Source organism: Streptomyces sp. NPDC090032 (genome assembly GCF_044748025.1).
In the GTDB taxonomy this organism is placed as follows: domain Bacteria; phylum Actinomycetota; class Actinomycetes; order Streptomycetales; family Streptomycetaceae; genus Streptomyces.
Map to the genome: position 1 here is coordinate 1 of NZ_JBIVFF010000005.1, position 15,844 is coordinate 15,844.

General features: G+C 70.9%; 14 protein-coding genes. 3 read left to right on the plus strand and 11 right to left on the minus strand.

Annotated features, from left to right (window positions below):
• Positions 1–166: 166 nt before the first annotated feature.
• From ACIPWY_RS12750 to bldG, 3 genes are all read right to left on the minus strand, one after another.
• Entirely contained in the window at positions 167–2,575 is a 2,409-nt protein-coding gene (locus tag ACIPWY_RS12750; protein ID WP_362901013.1) for a sodium-translocating pyrophosphatase, read from the minus strand.
• A 331-nt stretch (positions 2,576–2,906) separates the two neighbouring features.
• Complete coding sequence (locus ACIPWY_RS12755) at positions 2,907–3,344, minus strand: ATP-binding protein (protein ID WP_362901015.1); 438 nt, start codon at positions 3,342–3,344, stop codon at positions 2,907–2,909.
• A 97-nt stretch (positions 3,345–3,441) separates the two neighbouring features.
• On the minus strand, positions 3,442–3,783 hold the full coding sequence (gene bldG / locus ACIPWY_RS12760; protein ID WP_003975386.1) for an anti-sigma factor antagonist BldG: 342 nt from the start codon (positions 3,781–3,783) through the stop codon (positions 3,442–3,444).
• 80 nt (positions 3,784–3,863) lie between these two features.
• Here bldG and ACIPWY_RS12765 point away from each other — a divergent pair, with 80 nt between their 5' ends.
• Positions 3,864–6,440: a DEAD/DEAH box helicase gene (locus tag ACIPWY_RS12765; RefSeq protein ID WP_401533097.1), complete on the plus strand. Its 2,577-nt coding sequence runs from the start codon at positions 3,864–3,866 to the stop codon at positions 6,438–6,440.
• A gap of 18 nt (positions 6,441–6,458) precedes the next feature.
• Here ACIPWY_RS12765 and ACIPWY_RS12770 read toward each other — a convergent pair whose 3' ends face one another.
• The 7 genes from ACIPWY_RS12770 to ssd form a co-directional block, all read right to left on the minus strand.
• Positions 6,459–7,049 carry an Rv3654c family TadE-like protein gene (locus tag ACIPWY_RS12770; protein ID WP_401533099.1) on the minus strand — a complete coding sequence of 197 codons (591 nt, stop codon included), beginning with the start codon at positions 7,047–7,049 and terminating at the stop codon, positions 6,459–6,461.
• Positions 7,046–7,435, minus strand: a complete 390-nt coding sequence (locus tag ACIPWY_RS12775; protein ID WP_401533101.1) for a TadE family type IV pilus minor pilin — start codon at positions 7,433–7,435, stop codon at positions 7,046–7,048. Before ACIPWY_RS12775 ends, ACIPWY_RS12770 begins: the two co-directional genes overlap by 4 nt.
• 70 nt (positions 7,436–7,505) lie before the next feature.
• Positions 7,506–7,709 (minus strand): DUF4244 domain-containing protein, encoded by a 204-nt coding sequence (locus ACIPWY_RS12780; RefSeq protein ID WP_401533473.1) that lies wholly within the window; start codon positions 7,707–7,709, stop codon positions 7,506–7,508.
• A 120-nt stretch (positions 7,710–7,829) separates the two neighbouring features.
• Positions 7,830–8,615 carry a type II secretion system F family protein gene (locus ACIPWY_RS12785; protein ID WP_362901021.1) on the minus strand — a complete coding sequence of 262 codons (786 nt, stop codon included), beginning with the start codon at positions 8,613–8,615 and terminating at the stop codon, positions 7,830–7,832.
• Entirely contained in the window at positions 8,612–9,532 is a 921-nt protein-coding gene (locus tag ACIPWY_RS12790) for a type II secretion system F family protein (protein ID WP_393699626.1), read from the minus strand. Before ACIPWY_RS12790 ends, ACIPWY_RS12785 begins: the two co-directional genes overlap by 4 nt.
• Positions 9,533–9,625: 93 nt before the next feature.
• Complete coding sequence (locus ACIPWY_RS12795; protein WP_389547505.1) at positions 9,626–10,762, minus strand: TadA family conjugal transfer-associated ATPase; 1,137 nt, start codon at positions 10,760–10,762, stop codon at positions 9,626–9,628.
• A gap of 190 nt (positions 10,763–10,952) precedes the next feature.
• Positions 10,953–12,074: a septum site-determining protein Ssd gene (gene ssd / locus ACIPWY_RS12800; protein WP_393699624.1), complete on the minus strand. Its 1,122-nt coding sequence runs from the start codon at positions 12,072–12,074 to the stop codon at positions 10,953–10,955.
• Between the two features lie 594 nt (positions 12,075–12,668).
• Between ssd and ACIPWY_RS12805 the strand changes: the two genes are divergently transcribed.
• Positions 12,669–13,514, plus strand: coding sequence for an HAD-IB family hydrolase (locus ACIPWY_RS12805; protein ID WP_362901027.1), 846 nt, complete (start codon positions 12,669–12,671; stop codon positions 13,512–13,514).
• Positions 13,515–13,932: 418 nt separating this feature from the next.
• Here the strand turns inward: ACIPWY_RS12805 and ACIPWY_RS12810 are convergent, their stop codons facing one another.
• Positions 13,933–14,757, minus strand: a complete 825-nt coding sequence (locus ACIPWY_RS12810; RefSeq protein ID WP_362901029.1) for an oxidoreductase — start codon at positions 14,755–14,757, stop codon at positions 13,933–13,935.
• Positions 14,758–14,858: 101 nt separating this feature from the next.
• Between ACIPWY_RS12810 and ACIPWY_RS12815 the strand changes: the two genes are divergently transcribed.
• Complete coding sequence (locus ACIPWY_RS12815; RefSeq protein ID WP_393699621.1) at positions 14,859–15,839, plus strand: ATP-binding protein; 981 nt, start codon at positions 14,859–14,861, stop codon at positions 15,837–15,839.
• The last annotated feature ends 5 nt before the right edge of the window (positions 15,840–15,844 follow it).

Below are 15,844 nucleotides of genomic sequence, written 5' to 3' on the forward strand. Positions count from 1 at the left end.
GGCGGTTTTGGTTTTTTTTTGGTTTTTTTCCAACCGTTCCCCCCCCCCCCACCCCCCCCCCCCCCCGGGGCGCCCCCGGCCGGGGGGGGGGGGGGCCCCCCCCCCCGCCCCCCCCCCCCCCCGCCCGTTGAGCTTGCGGCCGTCCCTGACCAGGTGAAACCCGGGGTCAGGAAACCACCGCCGGATCCGCCGGCTGCTTCGGTACGTGGTCGGAGTTGTCGTCGTCGTCGCCGACCGTGATGCCGCGCCTCTTGGAGACATAAACGGAACCGACGATCACGGCGATCGACACCACGGCGATCCCGATCCGTACGCCCACGCTCGCGTCCGCCCCGTAGCTGAACTTGACGACCGCGGGCGCGATGAGGAGCGCCACCAGGTTCATCACCTTCAGAAGCGGGTTGATCGCGGGCCCGGCCGTGTCCTTGAACGGGTCTCCGACCGTGTCGCCGATGACGGTCGCGGCATGGGCCTCGCTGCCCTTGCCGCCGTGGTGCCCGTCCTCGACGAGTTTCTTCGCGTTGTCCCACGCGCCACCGGAGTTGGCGAGGAAGACCGCCATCAGGGTTCCGGTGCCGATCGCGCCGGCGAGGAACGCCCCGAGGGGCCCGACACCGAGCGTGAACCCGATCGCGATGGGCGCGAGAACGGCGAGCAGACCCGGCGTGGCCAACTCCCGCAGCGCGTCCTTCGTACAGATGTCGACGACGCGCCCGTACTCCGGCTTCTCCGTGTAGTCCATGATCCCGGGGTGCTCGCGGAACTGCCGCCGCACCTCGTAGACCACGGCGCCCGCGGACCGCGACACCGCGTTGATCGCGAGTCCGGAGAAGAGGAAGACGACCGCCGCGCCGGCGATCAGGCCCACCAGGTTGTTGGGCTGCGAGATGTCCATCACGAGGTTCATCGGGCCGCTGTCGCCGACCTTCTCGCCGACATCCTTGGCGGCGGAGACGATCGCGTCCCTATAGGACCCGAAGAGCGCCGAGGCCGCGAGTACGGCCGTGGCGATGGCGATTCCCTTGGTGATGGCCTTGGTCGTGTTGCCCACGGCGTCCAGGTCGGTGAGGACCTGCGCGCCCGATCCCGTCACGTCGCCGGACATCTCGGCGATGCCCTGCGCGTTGTCGGAGACGGGCCCGAAGGTGTCCATGGCGACGATGACGCCGACCGTGGTCAGCAGGCCGGTGCCCGCGAGGGCGACCGCGAACAGCGCCAGCATGATCGACGTGCCGCCGAGCAGAAACGCTCCGTACACACCGAGGCCGATCAACAGGCCGGTGTAGACGGCCGATTCGAGGCCGACGGAGATTCCGGCGAGCACGACGGTCGCGGGTCCGGTGAGCGACGACTTGCCGATGTCGCGCACCGGGCGCCGGCTGGTCTCGGTGAAGTAGCCCGTCAGCTGCTGGATCAGCGCGGCGAGCACGATGCCGATGGCTACGGCGACGAGGGCGAGGATCCGCGGATCGCCGTCCTTCACCTTGATCGCCGCGTCGGTGATGCCGTTGAGCTCGGCATACGTGGCCGGCAGATAGGTGTAGACCGCTACGGCCACCAGGGCGAGCGAGATGACCGCGGAGATGAAGAACCCGCGGTTGATGGCACTCATCCCGCTGCGGTCGGACCGGCGCGGCGCCACGGCGAAAATCCCGATCATCGCCGTCACTACGCCGATCGCGGGAACGATCAGCGGAAAGGCGAGCCCGGAGTCGCCGAAGGCCACCTTGCCGAGGATCAGCGCGGCGACCAGCGTGACGGCGTACGACTCGAACAGGTCGGCGGCCATACCGGCACAGTCGCCGACGTTGTCGCCCACGTTGTCGGCGATGGTCGCGGCATTACGCGGATCATCCTCCGGAATGCCCTGTTCGACCTTGCCGACCAGGTCGGCGCCGACGTCGGCGGCCTTGGTGAAGATGCCGCCTCCGACACGCATGAACATCGCGATGAGCGCCGCGCCGAGGCCAAATCCTTCGAGGACCTTGGGCGCGTCGGCCGCGTAGACCAGCACGACACAGGAGGCGCCGAGCAGACCCAGCCCCACCGTGAACATGCCGACTACGCCGCCCGTGCGAAAAGCGATCTTCATCGCCTTGTGCGAGACAGCGGTGAGATCCTTTTCCGGCTCGCCTTCCGCCGGGGTGGCTTCCCTGGCGGCGGCGGCGACGCGCACATTGCTGCGCACCGCGAGCCACATTCCGATGTATCCGGTGGTCGCCGAGAACACGGCGCCGATCAGGAAGAAGATCGAACGCCCGGCTCGCTGATTCCAATCGTCCGCGGGCAGCAGCATGAGCAGGAAGAACACCACCACGGCGAATACCGCGAGGGTCCGCAGCTGCCGCCCGAGATAGGCATTCGCGCCTTCCTGGACCGCTGCCGCGATCTTCTTCATGCTGTCGGTGCCCTCGCCTGCCGCCAGTACCTGGCGTACGAGCACTGCGGCCACCACGAGGGCGGCGAGCGCGACGATGCCGATCACCATGACGATGAGCCGGTTGTCGTCGGTCAGGACCGCGGCTGCGAAGGTTGAGGGGTGGTCAAACGCTTGAGGGGTAGAAAGCCCCGCCATTCGTCCTCCTTGACGCTTGGGCTGAGCTCAAGATGTGGACGGATTGTAGGGAGCGGCGCCTGATCAAAACAGTGCGCGAGAAACGGAATTTGCCATCCGTTACTACCCGGCAAATGATCGTCCAACACGATGGGCGCATAAGAAGCGGTAATGCCCTGAAAGCATTGAGGCGTGATCCAATTATGATCGACGATCTAGGAAACGCAAAAGGGCCCTGCTCACCGGGGTGAGTGCAGGGCCTCGAACCAGAAACGATCACATGGGGGCGCCGCCGGGCGGGGCCACGGGCGGGTGGTTCAGGGGGCGTTGTGTGGACGCCGGGTGGACCGCGTCAGGACGGAAGAGCCGCCGACGTGGTCGGCCAAGTCATCCGAATGAGTCCACCGGACTCGTCCGCGGTGACCTCCACATCGTCGACGAGGCCACTGATGACGGCGAGACCCATGTCGTCCTCGCCCTCCGCGTCCAGATCGTCCGACCCGCCGGGCGCGTCGGACGACTGTTCGCCGGGAACGCTCCGCGAAGCCTCGTCCCCGACCTCGATGGAGAACTGCTTCTCCTCCTCGGTGAGAAGGACCCGAACGGGTGCAGCGATACCGCCACTGCGGTGAAGGCCGACGGCGCGGCTGCAGGCCTCGCCGACGGCGAGCCTGACCTCGTCGAGCACGGCCTCGTCCACTCCGGCCCTGCGCGCCACCGCGGCCGCCACCAGACGGGCGGTTCTGACGTGCTCGGGCTGCGCGCTGAATCGGAGTTCGACGGTGGCCATGCATCCCCCTCGGATGTACGGGCGTGCTCGGAAGGGACCGGGCCATCGGCCCGGCCCCCACTTCCGCTCAGCCACCGGCCTGTGGGCCGGTGACCGATCAGTCGGTAGCCGCTACGGCTTCCTCGACCGAGGTGTGGATGGGGAACACCTTGGTCAGGCCGGTGATACGGAAGATCTTGAGAATGCGCTCCTGGTTGCAGACCAGTCGCAGCGAGCCCTCATGGGCCCGCACTCGCTTCAGACCGCCCACCAGTACGCCGAGCCCGGTGGAGTCGAGGAAATCGACTCCCTCCATGTCGACGACAAGGTGGAAACTGCCGTCGTTCACCAGCTCGACCAGCTGCTCACGCAGCTTGGGCGCGGTATATACATCGATTTCGCCACCGACCTCGACGACCGTACGATCGCCGACGGTACGGGTCGACAGGGACAGGTCCACGGATCCTCCAGCACCTTGCTATCGAGCGGTCGTCCCTCGGGACACCTCGGCAGAGCCCCCGGGACGGATCGCCAGCCGCGATGGCATTCAATCACTTACCGGCAGGCGTGCACGACGCCTTAGGAGCATTGTCCGTCACGCCAGTGACACACTCGGTGCCGATGGCCAAGAATCACCGTCGCGGACAACCCTCGGCGGACACCGCTTCCCGCCCCTCTCCAGGGGCGATTCTCGACCGGCTCGTCTCGGGTCCGGGCCGGGCTTCGCGCATCACTCATACGGAGCACTTGCCCCCGCGACCGGGTCGTCATGCCGTATGGCCCGACCGCATCCGATCCGAGGTCATCGCCGCCGTACAGTCGGCCGGAATCGAGCACCCCTGGGCCCACCAGGCACTCGCGGCCGAGCACGCGATGGACGGCGAGTCGGTCGTCGTCTCCACCGGAACGGCCTCCGGAAAGTCCCTCGCGTACCTCGTCCCGGTCCTCTCCCGGCTCCTCGACGGCTCCGAGGCGCCGAACGGCCGCGGCGCCACCGCGCTCTACCTCGCGCCGACGAAAGCGCTCGCCGCGGACCAGTGCCGATCGGTGAAGGAACTTTCACAACCGCTCGGCACGGCGATCCGCCCGGCGGTCTACGACGGCGACACCCCCGTCGAGGAACGCGAGTGGGTGCGGCAGTACGCCAACTACGTCCTGACCAACCCCGACATGCTGCACCGCGGGATATTGCCCTCACACCCCCGCTGGTCCTCCTTCCTCAAGTCGCTCAAGTACGTCGTCATCGACGAGTGCCACACCTACCGCGGTGTCTTCGGGTCCCACGTCGCCCAGGTACTGCGCCGGCTACGCCGCCTGTGCGCCCGCTACGGCTCGGAACCCGTGTTCCTCCTGGCGTCCGCCACCGCCGCCGACCCGGCCGTCGCCGCCGAGCGTCTGACGGGCCTCCCCGTCCTCGAGATCGCCGACGACGCCTCGCCCCGCGGAGAGCTCGTCTTCGCCCTCTGGGAACCCCCTCTCACCGAGCTCCACGGCGAGAAGGGCGCGCCCGTCCGCCGCACCGCAACCGCCGAGACGGCGGACCTGCTGACCGACCTGACCGTGCAGGGCGTCCACTCCGTCGCCTTCGTACGCTCCCGGCGCGGCGCCGAGCTGATCTCGGTGATCGCCCAGGAACGCCTCGCCGAGATCGACCGCTCCCTCGCCCGCCGCGTCGCCGCTTACCGCGGCGGCTACCTGCCCGAGGAACGCCGCGCCCTCGAACGCGCCCTGCACTCCGGCGAACTCCTCGGCCTCGCCGCCACCACCGCCCTCGAACTCGGCATCGACGTCTCGGGGTTGGACGCCGTCGTCATCGCCGGGTATCCGGGCACCCGGGCGTCACTGTGGCAGCAGGCGGGCCGCGCGGGACGGTCCGGGCAGGGCGCGCTCGCCGTCCTCGTCGCCCGCGACGACCCACTGGACACCTACCTCGTCCACCACCCCGAAGCCCTCTTCGACCAGCCGGTGGAGTCCACGGTCCTGGACCCTGACAACCCGTACGTCCTCGCCCCCCATCTGTGCGCGGCCGCCGCCGAACTCCCCCTCACCGACGACGACTTGCCTCTGTTCGGCCCGACGACCGCCGAGCTGCTCCCTCAGCTGGAGGACGCGAAGCTGCTGCGCCGTCGCACCAAGGCCTGGCACTGGACCCGCCGCGAACGCGCCGCCGATCTGACGGACATCCGCGGCGACGGCGGCAGCCCCGTACAGATCGTCGAGGCGGGCACGGGACGCCTCCTGGGCACCGTGGACGCCGGCTCGGCGCACACAACCGTCCACGACGGCGCGGTCCACCTCCACCAGGGCCGCACCTACCTCGTGAAGCACCTGGACCTGGAGGACTCGGTCGCCCTCGTCGAGGAGGCCAACCCGACCTACTCGACGACCGCCCGCGACACCACGGCCATCTCCGTACTGGAGACGGACGTCGAAGTCCCTTGGGGCGACGGCAGGTTGTGCTACGGCTCCGTCGAAGTCACCAACCAGGTCGTCTCCTTCCTGCGTCGTCGCCTCATCACCGGCGAAGTCCTAGGAGAGACCAAACTCGACCTCCCTCCGCGCACCCTCCGCACCCGCGCCGTGTGGTGGACGGTGACGGAGGACCAACTCGACGCGGCCCGTGTGAACCCGGAGATCCTCGGCGGCGCGCTGCACGCCGCCGAGCACGCCTCCATCGGCATGCTGCCGCTCTTCGCCACCTGCGACCGCTGGGACATCGGCGGCGTCTCCATCCCCCTCCACCCGGACACCCTGCTGCCCACGGTCTTCGTGTACGACGGCCATCCTGGCGGGGCGGGATTCGCGGAACGGGCGTTCCACACGGCCCGCGAGTGGCTCACGGCCACCCTCGAAGCGATCGCGTCCTGCGAGTGCGAGGCGGGCTGCCCGTCCTGCATCCAGTCCCCCAAGTGCGGCAACGGCAACGACCCTCTCCACAAGCGTGGCGCGGTACGGCTGCTGAAGGTCCTGCTCAAGGACGCACCACCGGGTGCGACTCCGACGGCTCCTGCGGCCCCGACACCGGCCTCGACGGCTACGGCGGCGTCTCCGCCTGAGCCCTCGTCCGAGGGCCGCCCGACACCGCAGGATCAGGAACCCAGCCAGACGGCTGACTGACCGGCCCCGTGCAGCCCCTCACCCGGGATCAGCGGGGCCGGCCGGATCGGCAGGCGCCGGGTCGACCAGAACCCCGGAGCCGGGCTGATCGGCAGGACCTGTGAGGTCGGGCTGGGCCCAGGAACTTGCCGGATCGGCAGGACCTGTTGGGTCGACCAGGACCCCGGAGCCGGCCGGACCGACAGAACCTGTGAGGTCTGCTGGGGGGACCTCAGGTCCGGCTGGATCGGCACCAGCCGGGTCGGTCGGGACCTCAGGCGCTACCGGCCCCGCAGGGCCCGCCCGGGCCCTGACCTCCGTGGTCAGCGGCGCCGCACCGGCCGCCGCGGTGACATCCGAGACCTCTCCGTACACCGCGCAGCGCACGAGCCGCGTGCCCTGTGCGGCCGCCACCCGGCCCGCGTGGGCGCAGGCCTCCTTCCGGCCCTCCATCCAGTGATCGGCGGCCGCGAGAGCGGCCAAGTCGGCGGCCCCGCCTGCCCGGTGACGTACTACGACGGCCTGCCCCATGGTCAGTACGCATCCGAAGACCAGTCCGAGCGCGGCCATCGCCATCACGGCCCACACGGTCGCGGAACCCCGGTCCCCGGCCGCCCTTCGCCGCTTCATGACGCCCCCACCGTCCCCACGGTCCCGGCCACCATGGCTGTCTCGGCCGTCCCCGCCGTCCCCGCCGTCCCCACCGTCTCCTCCGCCAACGCCACCGCGTCGGCCCGCAGGTGGACGTTCAGCACTCCAGGGCCCGGCGCTGCGGCCACGACCGCGACTCGGACCAGATCGCCCTCCCGGCTCACGGCGACCTTCGCGCCACGTGGCGCGACCCTCTTCGCCGTCTCCACGGCCGATGCCTGCGGGTCCTGGCGGGCGATCGCCCGGGCGCCCGCCCTGGCCGCGTCCACGCACTGAATCTGCGCGGACGCAGCCATCAGTGCCCAGACCAGCGCCACGGTAAAGGTCACGAGCACCGGCAGCACCACGGCCGCCTCCGCCGTCACGAACCCCCGGTCCCCGGCCCGCCGCATACCGGCCCGCCGCTCATCAGCCCGCCGCCTACGCTGGTCGGCCCTACTCATTGAGCGCCCTCTCGACGATCCCCTGAAGCGCGGCCTGCACCTGTCCGCTGGTCAGCACCTTCAGCAGCAGCCCGGCGAACCCGACCGCCGCGATCAGCCCCATCGCGTACTCCGACGTGACCATCCCCGCGTCCCGCCTCGCCGCACGCATCCGACGCACCCACATCCCCGCACGCGCCCGCATCACTCCGTACATCTCAACCCCCATGTAGTCCCGACTGAAGTCCCTCTGAAGTTCCTCACCGGCCGACGCCCCCATGACGTCCACCGAACTCGGCCCGAGCCATGCAACGGCCCGGGCCGCCCCCGCGGCCTCTCATCGACCTCCCAACAGCCCGCCGGCCACACCGATCACCACGGGCAGCACTCCGATGGCCACGAACGCGGGCAGGAAGCACAGGCCCACCGGCGCCGTGATCAGCACGGCCGCCCGGCGCGCCACCGCGGCGGTCGCACGCCCCCGCTCGGCCCGGGCCTCCGCGGCCAGCCGCGCCACCGGCTCCGCGGCCGGGGCGCCCGAATCGCCGGCCCGCTCAAGGAGCCCGGCCAGCGCACCGGCCCCCGGTATCGACGCCAACTGCCGCCACGCAGCACGTGGTTCACCGCCGAGCCGCACCTGGGCCGCACCCCGCGCCAAGACCTCCCCGACCGGGCCGCCCAGCGACTCCCCCACAGCCCTCGCCGCCCTCACGGGATCCGCCCCGGCGGCAATGCAAGCGGCGAGCAGGTCAGCGGCCAGCGGCAGTTGCCGACGTGCCTCTGCGTGCGCGGCCTCCGAGGACGACGTAGCGTCGGCCACCGCACGGGCCCTTCGCCGCCACCGCCACACCGCGAACGCCGCGACCAGCCCCAACAGCAGCCCGACCACCCCACCCACCAGCACGTATCCGGCACAGACCGCCCCCGCTGACGGCCCCCACCGGCCCACGGCGCCCCGCACATCCACCCCCCGCCCCGACGGCTTCTCGGCCACCGCCTCCAGCAGGGCGTTCAGCCTCCGCAGCAGCGCCCGTTCCCTGCGCCGTACCGCCACCTCGTGCACGACCCACCCCAAGGCCGCCACGGCACACAGCACGAGCCCCAGCCTGTGGACAACGTTCATCGCTCCTCCGCCCCCCGTACGATCCGCAGCGCCCACCACAGCCCCGCACCTTCCAACGCCCCACCCACCAACAGGCACCCGAACCCCGCACCGGTGTGCAGCAGCACCCTCAGCGGCCGGGCCCCGAGCACGCTCCCTAGCAACAGGCCCAGGACGGGAAGCCCCGCGAGCATCACCGCTGTCGATCTCGACCCGGCCAACTGGGCGCGCAGATCGGCCTTTTGGTCCCGCTCGGCCCGGAGCGCGTCGGCAAGGCGCTCCAGCCCGGATGCGAGTCCGGCGCCCCGGTCCACCGCCACCCGCCAGCACGCCGCCAGCCCCAACAGCCCCTCGGCCCCCGGGTCCCGTGCCGCCTCCCGCAACGCCCCCGGCACATCCCCTCCGAACCGGGCAGCAGCCACCACCGCCCCATCGCCGACACCCGAGCCGTCGCCCTCTCTCAGCCCTCCCTCCTCGCGCACAGCCACGACCAGCGCCTCCCCCGGCTGCCGCCCCGCCCGCACCTCCCCCGCCAGCACGCCGCACAGCGAGATCGCCGCGCCCGCCCGACGCTCCCGCACCCGCCGCTCCTCGCGGTCACCCCGCACCCGCGCCGCCAGAGGCACCCCGGCCGCACCCACCACCAGCGGCACCACGGAGGCCCCGAGGACCGCGAGCACGCCCCCTACGACCAGCACCCACCACTCCCACCGCTCCCGCCACCGCGCCCAGCCCACCCGCCACGCCCGCGAGCCCCACGGCACACCACCGCCGGCACCCAGCAACTCCCTCGCCCGCCGCACCTCACGCCCGCGCCCACCGCCGGCAACCCAGGCCGCGGCCCCGACACACACCAGAGCCGCACAGCCCGGACCCACCCCGACCCCCACCGGCCCAGCCCCAACCACACCCACAACAACCGCCCCCTCCACGGACATCACCCCTCACACCGCCCCACGCCCCGCCCGACCCGCGCCCCCACTCCAGTCCCGCCCCACTCCAGTCCCCACACGCCTAACCCCCTCCACGACCTACACGAACTCCCCGAGCAGCCCCCGCAACCGCCCCCACCCCCGCTCCCGCACGAACTCCCCCTCGCCCCACCGCAGCGCCGGCACCGTGACCACCCAGCCGGCCGCGTCACGCTCCAGGACATGCACCTCGGCGATGCGACGCCGCCCCCTCCGGTCCCGTACGAGGTGAAGAACCACCGACAGGGCCGCCGCCAACTGGCTGTGCAGGGCGCCGCGATCGAGGCCGGCCGCCGTCCCCAGGGCCTCCAGGCGGGCGGGCACATCGTGAGCAGCGTTCGCGTGGACCGTGCCGGAGCCACCTTCGTGTCCTGTGTTCAGAGCGGCGAGGAGCGCCACGACCTCCGGGCCCCGCACCTCGCCCACCACCAGGCGGTCCGGCCGCATGCGCAACGCCTGACGCACCAGGTCGTCCAGGGCCACGAGCCCCGCCCCTTCCTGATTGGCGGGCCGCGCCTCGAGTCGCACCACATGCGGATGGTCGGGCCGCAGCTCGGCGGAGTCCTCGGCGAGCACCACGCGCTCCCCCGGCCCCACCAGGCCGAGCAACGCGCTCAGGAGCGTCGTCTTCCCAGATCCCGTACCGCCGCTGATCAGGAACGACAGCCGGGCGTCGAGAAGGGCCCGAAGCACCCGGTCCCCGCCCGGCGGCACCGTCCCCGCCGTCACGAGTTCCTCCAGCGTGAAGGCACGCGGCCGCACCACCCTCAGCGACAGGCAGGCGCAGCCGACGGCGACGGGCGGCAGCACGGCGTGCAGCCGGGTCCCGTCCGGCAGCCGAGCGTCCACCCACGGCCTCGCGTCGTCCAATCGTCGCCCTGCCACCGCGGCGAGCCGCTGCGCGAGCCTGCGCACGGACGAGGCGCTCTCGAACGACACGCCTGTCAGCTCCAGGCCACCGCCCCGGTCCACCCACACCCGGTCGGGCGCGGACACCAGCACGTCGGTCACCGAGGGGTCGGCGAGCAAAGGCTCAAGCGGGCCCGTGCCCACGAGTTCGGAGCGCAACTGGCCTGCCGCGCCCAGCACTTCGGCGTCCCCGAGAAGCTTTCCCTGGGCCCTGAGCGCTTCCGCGACCCGCGCCGGCGTCGCCTCCGCGCCGTTCTCCGCGAGCCACTGCCGCACCCCGTCCAACATGCGCACGCCCACAACCCCACTCACGCGCCGCACACCGTCATCACCCACCACACCCGTACTCACAGCCCACCCCCGTCGACTCGCCGCACCCGCACCCGCACCCGCATAGCGACCCCTACGCCGCACGCCCACACACCGACCCCCACACCCCCGCTGTCACACCCCGCATACCGACCGCCACGCCCCGCCCTTACGCCCCACCCCCTTCAGCCGCCACAACCGGCACCCGCTCCCAAAAGGCCGCGCAGAACCGCGAGAGCGGCCCCCGCGCCGCGCCACCCGGCGGCAATCCGCCGTCCTGGCCCGCCAACAGCGCGCGGTCGACCGGAAGTTCACCGGCCAGGGGAAGCCCGAGAAGCCGAGCCACTTCCTCCGGGTCGAGCGCGCCGGCAGAGCCTCCGCGCGCGGGCCCCACTACGACGCGCAAATCCCGCAGCACCATCCCCACGCCGGAGGCGACCCGTTTCGCCGCCGCGACGGCCCTCAGCTCCGGCGGCACCACCAGGAGCCCCAGATCCAGCTGGGCCAGCGCCTCGGCCGCCCCCTCGTCGACCCGGCGCGGCAGATCCACCACGACCGCGCCGCCCCGCCGCCGCGCCGCGGCCAGCACCGCGCGTACGGCCTCAGGCGGGACCGACACCGTGTCGCCCCGGTCCCAGCTGAGCACCCGCAAGGCATGCAGCTCGGGGAGCGACTCCTCCAGTGCGCCACCCGCGACCCGCCCCCGCGACTCGGCGAACGCGGGCCACCGCATCCCTTCGGCGACCTCCCCGCCGAGCAGCACGTCGAGCCCGCCGCCGAGCGGATCCGCGTCGACGAGGAGGGTGCGCCGCCCGGCCTTCGCCGAGGTCACGGCGAGCGCGCACGCCAGCGACGACGCCCCGGCACCGCCCCGCCCACCGATCACCCCGACGGTGAGTGCGGGCCGTCCCACGCCTTCAGCAACATCGGCGATCCGGTCCATCAGCCACTGCTCGCCGTCCGGCAGCATCAGCACATGGTCGGCGCCGATCTCGACAGCCCGCTGCCACACGCCCGAGTCGTCCTGATCGCGCCCCACCAGTACGACGCAGCGCCGCCGCGCCACACCCCGTACCCGCTCGACCGCGTCGTCCCCGATGAGCACCAGCGGTGCGGATTCCCAGCTTCCTCTGTGCTCCGGCACCCCGTGATGGACCTCGGGCCGCGCGCCGGCGGCGGCGCACAGCCGCAGCAGGTCGTCCAGCAGATCCACATCCTCGGTCACGATCAGCGGTGTGCGCCGCCGCCCGTCGGCGACCGGCGCCCGGTCGCATGTGATGGCTCCCGCCACGATTTCCGCCCCCTTGCTCGCTGTCCCGCTCGCACCTGCGAGCCGGGCACTCCCCTCGCGCAGCCAGGCTCGGCCGACAGCCCTAGCGGCTGCCCGGCCGGCGAACCGAACCGGTAATGAACACCGGTCCCGACTTCGCGAGTGGAATCACCGTGCAGCGATCCCGGAAATCGTGTGGATCTTGGTCAATTACTGTGGACAAGAGAGTGCTTGTGAATATCCCCATCACCCATACCGGTGACATCACTTGTGCCGTCAAGGGCGACCCCTCAACTATCCTCTCCACGCCTTCCGTAGAGCAGCCCCACGGCTACACACGGTGACGACGTGGGGCAGTGAGGAGCCCGGCGCCGGAAGCGCGACACGGGGCGAAACAGGGGTGGAGAACGCAAAAGTCCGGACCCAAAGTGGGTCCGGACATGCGACGACCCCCGCCGGGGGGGAGAGCGGGGGTCGTCCCCACGGTCCGACTCGGGGGGGGAGGAGCCAGACCGGGTTAGCACGGTCGCGAACGATCCGTGACTTCCATGGTGTACCCGAGAGCCTTCTCAGGCAAACCCACGCGCCAGAGCTTACGCCGAATGGTGGGCGCCTATGCTCGGGCTCGTGGAAAACCACTCCTTGACCCACTCGCTGCCCCGCACAGCCGCGTTCTTCGACCTGGACAAGACGGTCATTGCGAAGTCGAGCACGCTCACCTTCAGCAAGTCGTTCTACCAAGGCGGGCTGATCAACCGCAGGGCGGTGCTGCGGACCGCGTACGCGCAGTTCGTGTTCCTCGCCGGCGGCGCCGACCACGACCAGATGGAGCGGATGCGCGAGTACCTCTCGGCACTCTGCCGCGGGTGGAACGTGCAGCAGGTGAAGGAGATCGTCGCCGAGACGCTCCACGACCTGATCGACCCGATCATCTACGACGAGGCCGCGTCGCTCATCGAGGAGCACCACACCGCGGGACGCGACGTGGTGATCGTCTCCACGTCCGGCGCGGAGGTCGTCGAGCCGATCGGTGAACTCCTCGGCGCGGACCGCGTGGTGGCCACGCGCATGGTCGTGGGCGACGACGGTTGCTTCACGGGCGAGGTGGAGTATTACGCGTACGGGCCGACGAAGGCGGAGGCGGTCGAGGAGCTCGCCCGGTCCGAGGGGTACGACCTCTCGCGCTGCTATGCGTACAGCGACTCGGTGACCGATGTGCCGATGCTGAAGTCCGTCGGCCACCCCTACGCGGTCAATCCTGACCGGGCGCTGCGCCGTGAGGCTCTCGCGCGCGAGTGGCCGATTCTCGACTTCAACCGGCCCGTCCGTCTTAAGCAGCGGCTTCCCACTCTGTCAGCGCCGTCGCGGCCTGCTCTCGTCGCGGCCGCCGCCGTCGGCGCCGCGGCTGCCACCGCCGGCCTGGTCTGGTATGCCAGTCGCCGGCGCGCCACAGCCGGCTGACCGGCCCCTTTGGGTAAGCCCGCCACACATGGCCACTGGACAGTCCCACATTCAGGGCGCCCGTTTCATCCCTAATTGAACCTAAAAGTAAAGAAGTCCGGCCAGGGGTTTCGCTTCCTCCACTCCTGGAGTACAAATGAGGCAACGGCCCGCGAGACCAAGGGACATCCGAGAGGATCACCTTTTAACGCAACCAGGCCCCACGGACCGAGCATGAACACCAGGCACCCACGCGACGTCGACCCGTCGATTACGGGCCAGCCGCACCAGGCCACGGGCTAAGTTCCCGACCTGATGGGCAATTTTCGAGGACGCTTGGTAACCAGGTGAACATGCCAGCGGCGGTACGAGGACTCGTACCGCCGCAACCCTTTACAGGGACCCCTTTTCAGGGACTTTCCAAAACCCGTTACGGCGCCTACGCCGCTCCGCGCTGGAGCGCCTCACAGACCGCCGTCGACTCCCTGACACCCAGCTCCACGGACCGGCCGCAGTGCGCGATCCATGCGGCCACTCCCTCCGGAGTGCCCGACGCATAGCCCTCGAGTGCGGCCAGATACTCCGCGCGCCCTTGTTCCGCGTGCCCCACCTCGGCCGGACAGATCGACTTCGGGTCGAGACCGCTGCCCACCAGGACGATGCGCTCGGCCGCGCGCGCGACCAGCCCGTTGTGCGACCCGAAAGGCCGCAGCGCGAGCAGTTCACCGTGCACGACGGCGGCGGTGACCAGGGCCGGAGCCGAGCCGCCCGCGATGATCAGCCCCGAGAGCCCTTCAAGGCGGCCCGCCACTTCCTGCGCGTCCGGCAGTGGCAGCTCGACCAGCGGCTCGTCGACCGGCTCGCCACCCTGACGGGGGCGCCCCACGGTGTCGCCGTTGTCGGCTGCCGCCACGAGGTGCAGGCGGGCGAGCACCCGGAGCGGGGACTGCCGCCAGATCGACAGGAGCTGGCCCGCCTCCGCGGTCAGCCGCAGGGCGGCGCCGACAGCGCGCGCCTCCTCGTCCCCGCCGGCGCCGCTGAAGTCGGAGCGCCTGCGCACCTCTTCGAGCGGCCAGTCGGCGCCGGACAGCGCCGCGCTGCCGCGTGCGCCACGCAGAGCGGCCTCGGAGGTGACCGCATTGCTGCGACGTCGCATGACCCGGTGGCCGTAGACGCGGTCCACCGCCTTGCGTACGGAATCCACGGATTCGGCCACGCCCGGCAGGGCCCCGAGGGCGGCGAGCGGATCGGCTGTCGTACTCATGAGTACGACACTACGCAGTTCAGAAGCCCCCTCCACGAAGGAGTGGTCTTCTTCACGCTTCCCGGACACGAACAGCGACTATCCCGCTACGCTTGGTGAACATGAAGATCGCTTTCGTGGGGAAGGGCGGCAGCGGGAAGACCACGCTGTCCTCGCTCTTCATCCGCCACCTCGCCGCCATGGGCGCCCCGGTCATCGCCGTCGACGCCGACATCAACCAGCACCTGGGGCCCGCGCTCGGCCTCGACGACGAGCAGGCTGCCGACCTGCCCGCCATGGGCGCACGCCTCCCGCTCATCAAGGACTACCTGCGTGGCTCGAATCCACGGATCGCCTCCGCGGACACGATGATCAAGACGACCCCGCCCGGCGAGGGCTCACGCCTCCTGCGGGTGCGCGAGAACAATCCGGTGTACGACGCGTGTGCCCGACCGGTGGAACTCGACGGCGGGGCCGTGCGTTTGATGGTCACGGGCCCCTTCACCGAAGCCGACCTCGGTGTCTCCTGCTACCACTCCAAGACCGGAGCGGTGGAGCTGTGTCTGAACCATCTCGTCGACGGCCGCGACGAGTACGTGGTCGTCGACATGACCGCCGGTTCGGACTCCTTCGCCTCCGGCATGTTCACCCGCTTCGACATGACGTTCCTCGTCGCCGAGCCGACGCGTAAGGGGGTCTCGGTCTATCGCCAGTACAAGGAGTACGCACGGGACTTCGGCGTCACGCTGAAGGTCGTGGGCAACAAGGTGCAGGGGCAGGACGACCTCGACTTCCTCCGCGCAGAGGTGGGGGACGACCTGCTCGTCACCGTCGGGCACTCCGACTGGGTGCGGGCCATGGAGAAGGGCCGCCCGCCCCGGTTCGACCTCCTGGAGGAGCCCAACGCGGCCGCCCTGCGCACGCTCCGCTCCACCGCGGACGCGGCATACGCGGGCCGTGACTGGGAGCGCTACACACGCCAGATGGTCCACTTCCACCTGAAGAACGCCCAGAGCTGGGGCAATGCGAAAACGGACGCCGACCTGGCCGCCCAGGTCGACCCCGGTTTCGTCCTGCGGGAGAGCGTGGCCGCACCGGCCTGACCGGC

What these genes read in the sequence shown, in the direction of transcription:
- ACIPWY_RS12750 (WP_362901013.1), bottom strand. Translation starts at nt 2,575, where the DNA reads ATGGCGGGGCTTTCTACCCCTCAAGCGTTTGACCACCCCTCAACCTTC.
- ACIPWY_RS12755 (WP_362901015.1), bottom strand. Translation starts at nt 3,344, where the DNA reads ATGGCCACCGTCGAACTCCGATTCAGCGCGCAGCCCGAGCACGTCAGA.
- ACIPWY_RS12765 (WP_401533097.1), top strand. Translation starts at nt 3,864, where the DNA reads ATGGCATTCAATCACTTACCGGCAGGCGTGCACGACGCCTTAGGAGCA.
- ACIPWY_RS12770 (WP_401533099.1), bottom strand. Translation starts at nt 7,049, where the DNA reads ATGAAGCGGCGAAGGGCGGCCGGGGACCGGGGTTCCGCGACCGTGTGG.
- ACIPWY_RS12780 (WP_401533473.1), bottom strand. Translation starts at nt 7,709, where the DNA reads ATGTACGGAGTGATGCGGGCGCGTGCGGGGATGTGGGTGCGTCGGATG.
- ACIPWY_RS12785 (WP_362901021.1), bottom strand. Translation starts at nt 8,615, where the DNA reads ATGAACGTTGTCCACAGGCTGGGGCTCGTGCTGTGTGCCGTGGCGGCC.
- ACIPWY_RS12790 (WP_393699626.1), bottom strand. Translation starts at nt 9,532, where the DNA reads ATGTCCGTGGAGGGGGCGGTTGTTGTGGGTGTGGTTGGGGCTGGGCCG.
- ACIPWY_RS12795 (WP_389547505.1), bottom strand. Translation starts at nt 10,762, where the DNA reads ATGTTGGACGGGGTGCGGCAGTGGCTCGCGGAGAACGGCGCGGAGGCG.
- ACIPWY_RS12805 (WP_362901027.1), top strand. Translation starts at nt 12,669, where the DNA reads ATGCTCGGGCTCGTGGAAAACCACTCCTTGACCCACTCGCTGCCCCGC.
- ACIPWY_RS12810 (WP_362901029.1), bottom strand. Translation starts at nt 14,757, where the DNA reads ATGAGTACGACAGCCGATCCGCTCGCCGCCCTCGGGGCCCTGCCGGGC.
- ACIPWY_RS12815 (WP_393699621.1), top strand. Translation starts at nt 14,859, where the DNA reads ATGAAGATCGCTTTCGTGGGGAAGGGCGGCAGCGGGAAGACCACGCTG.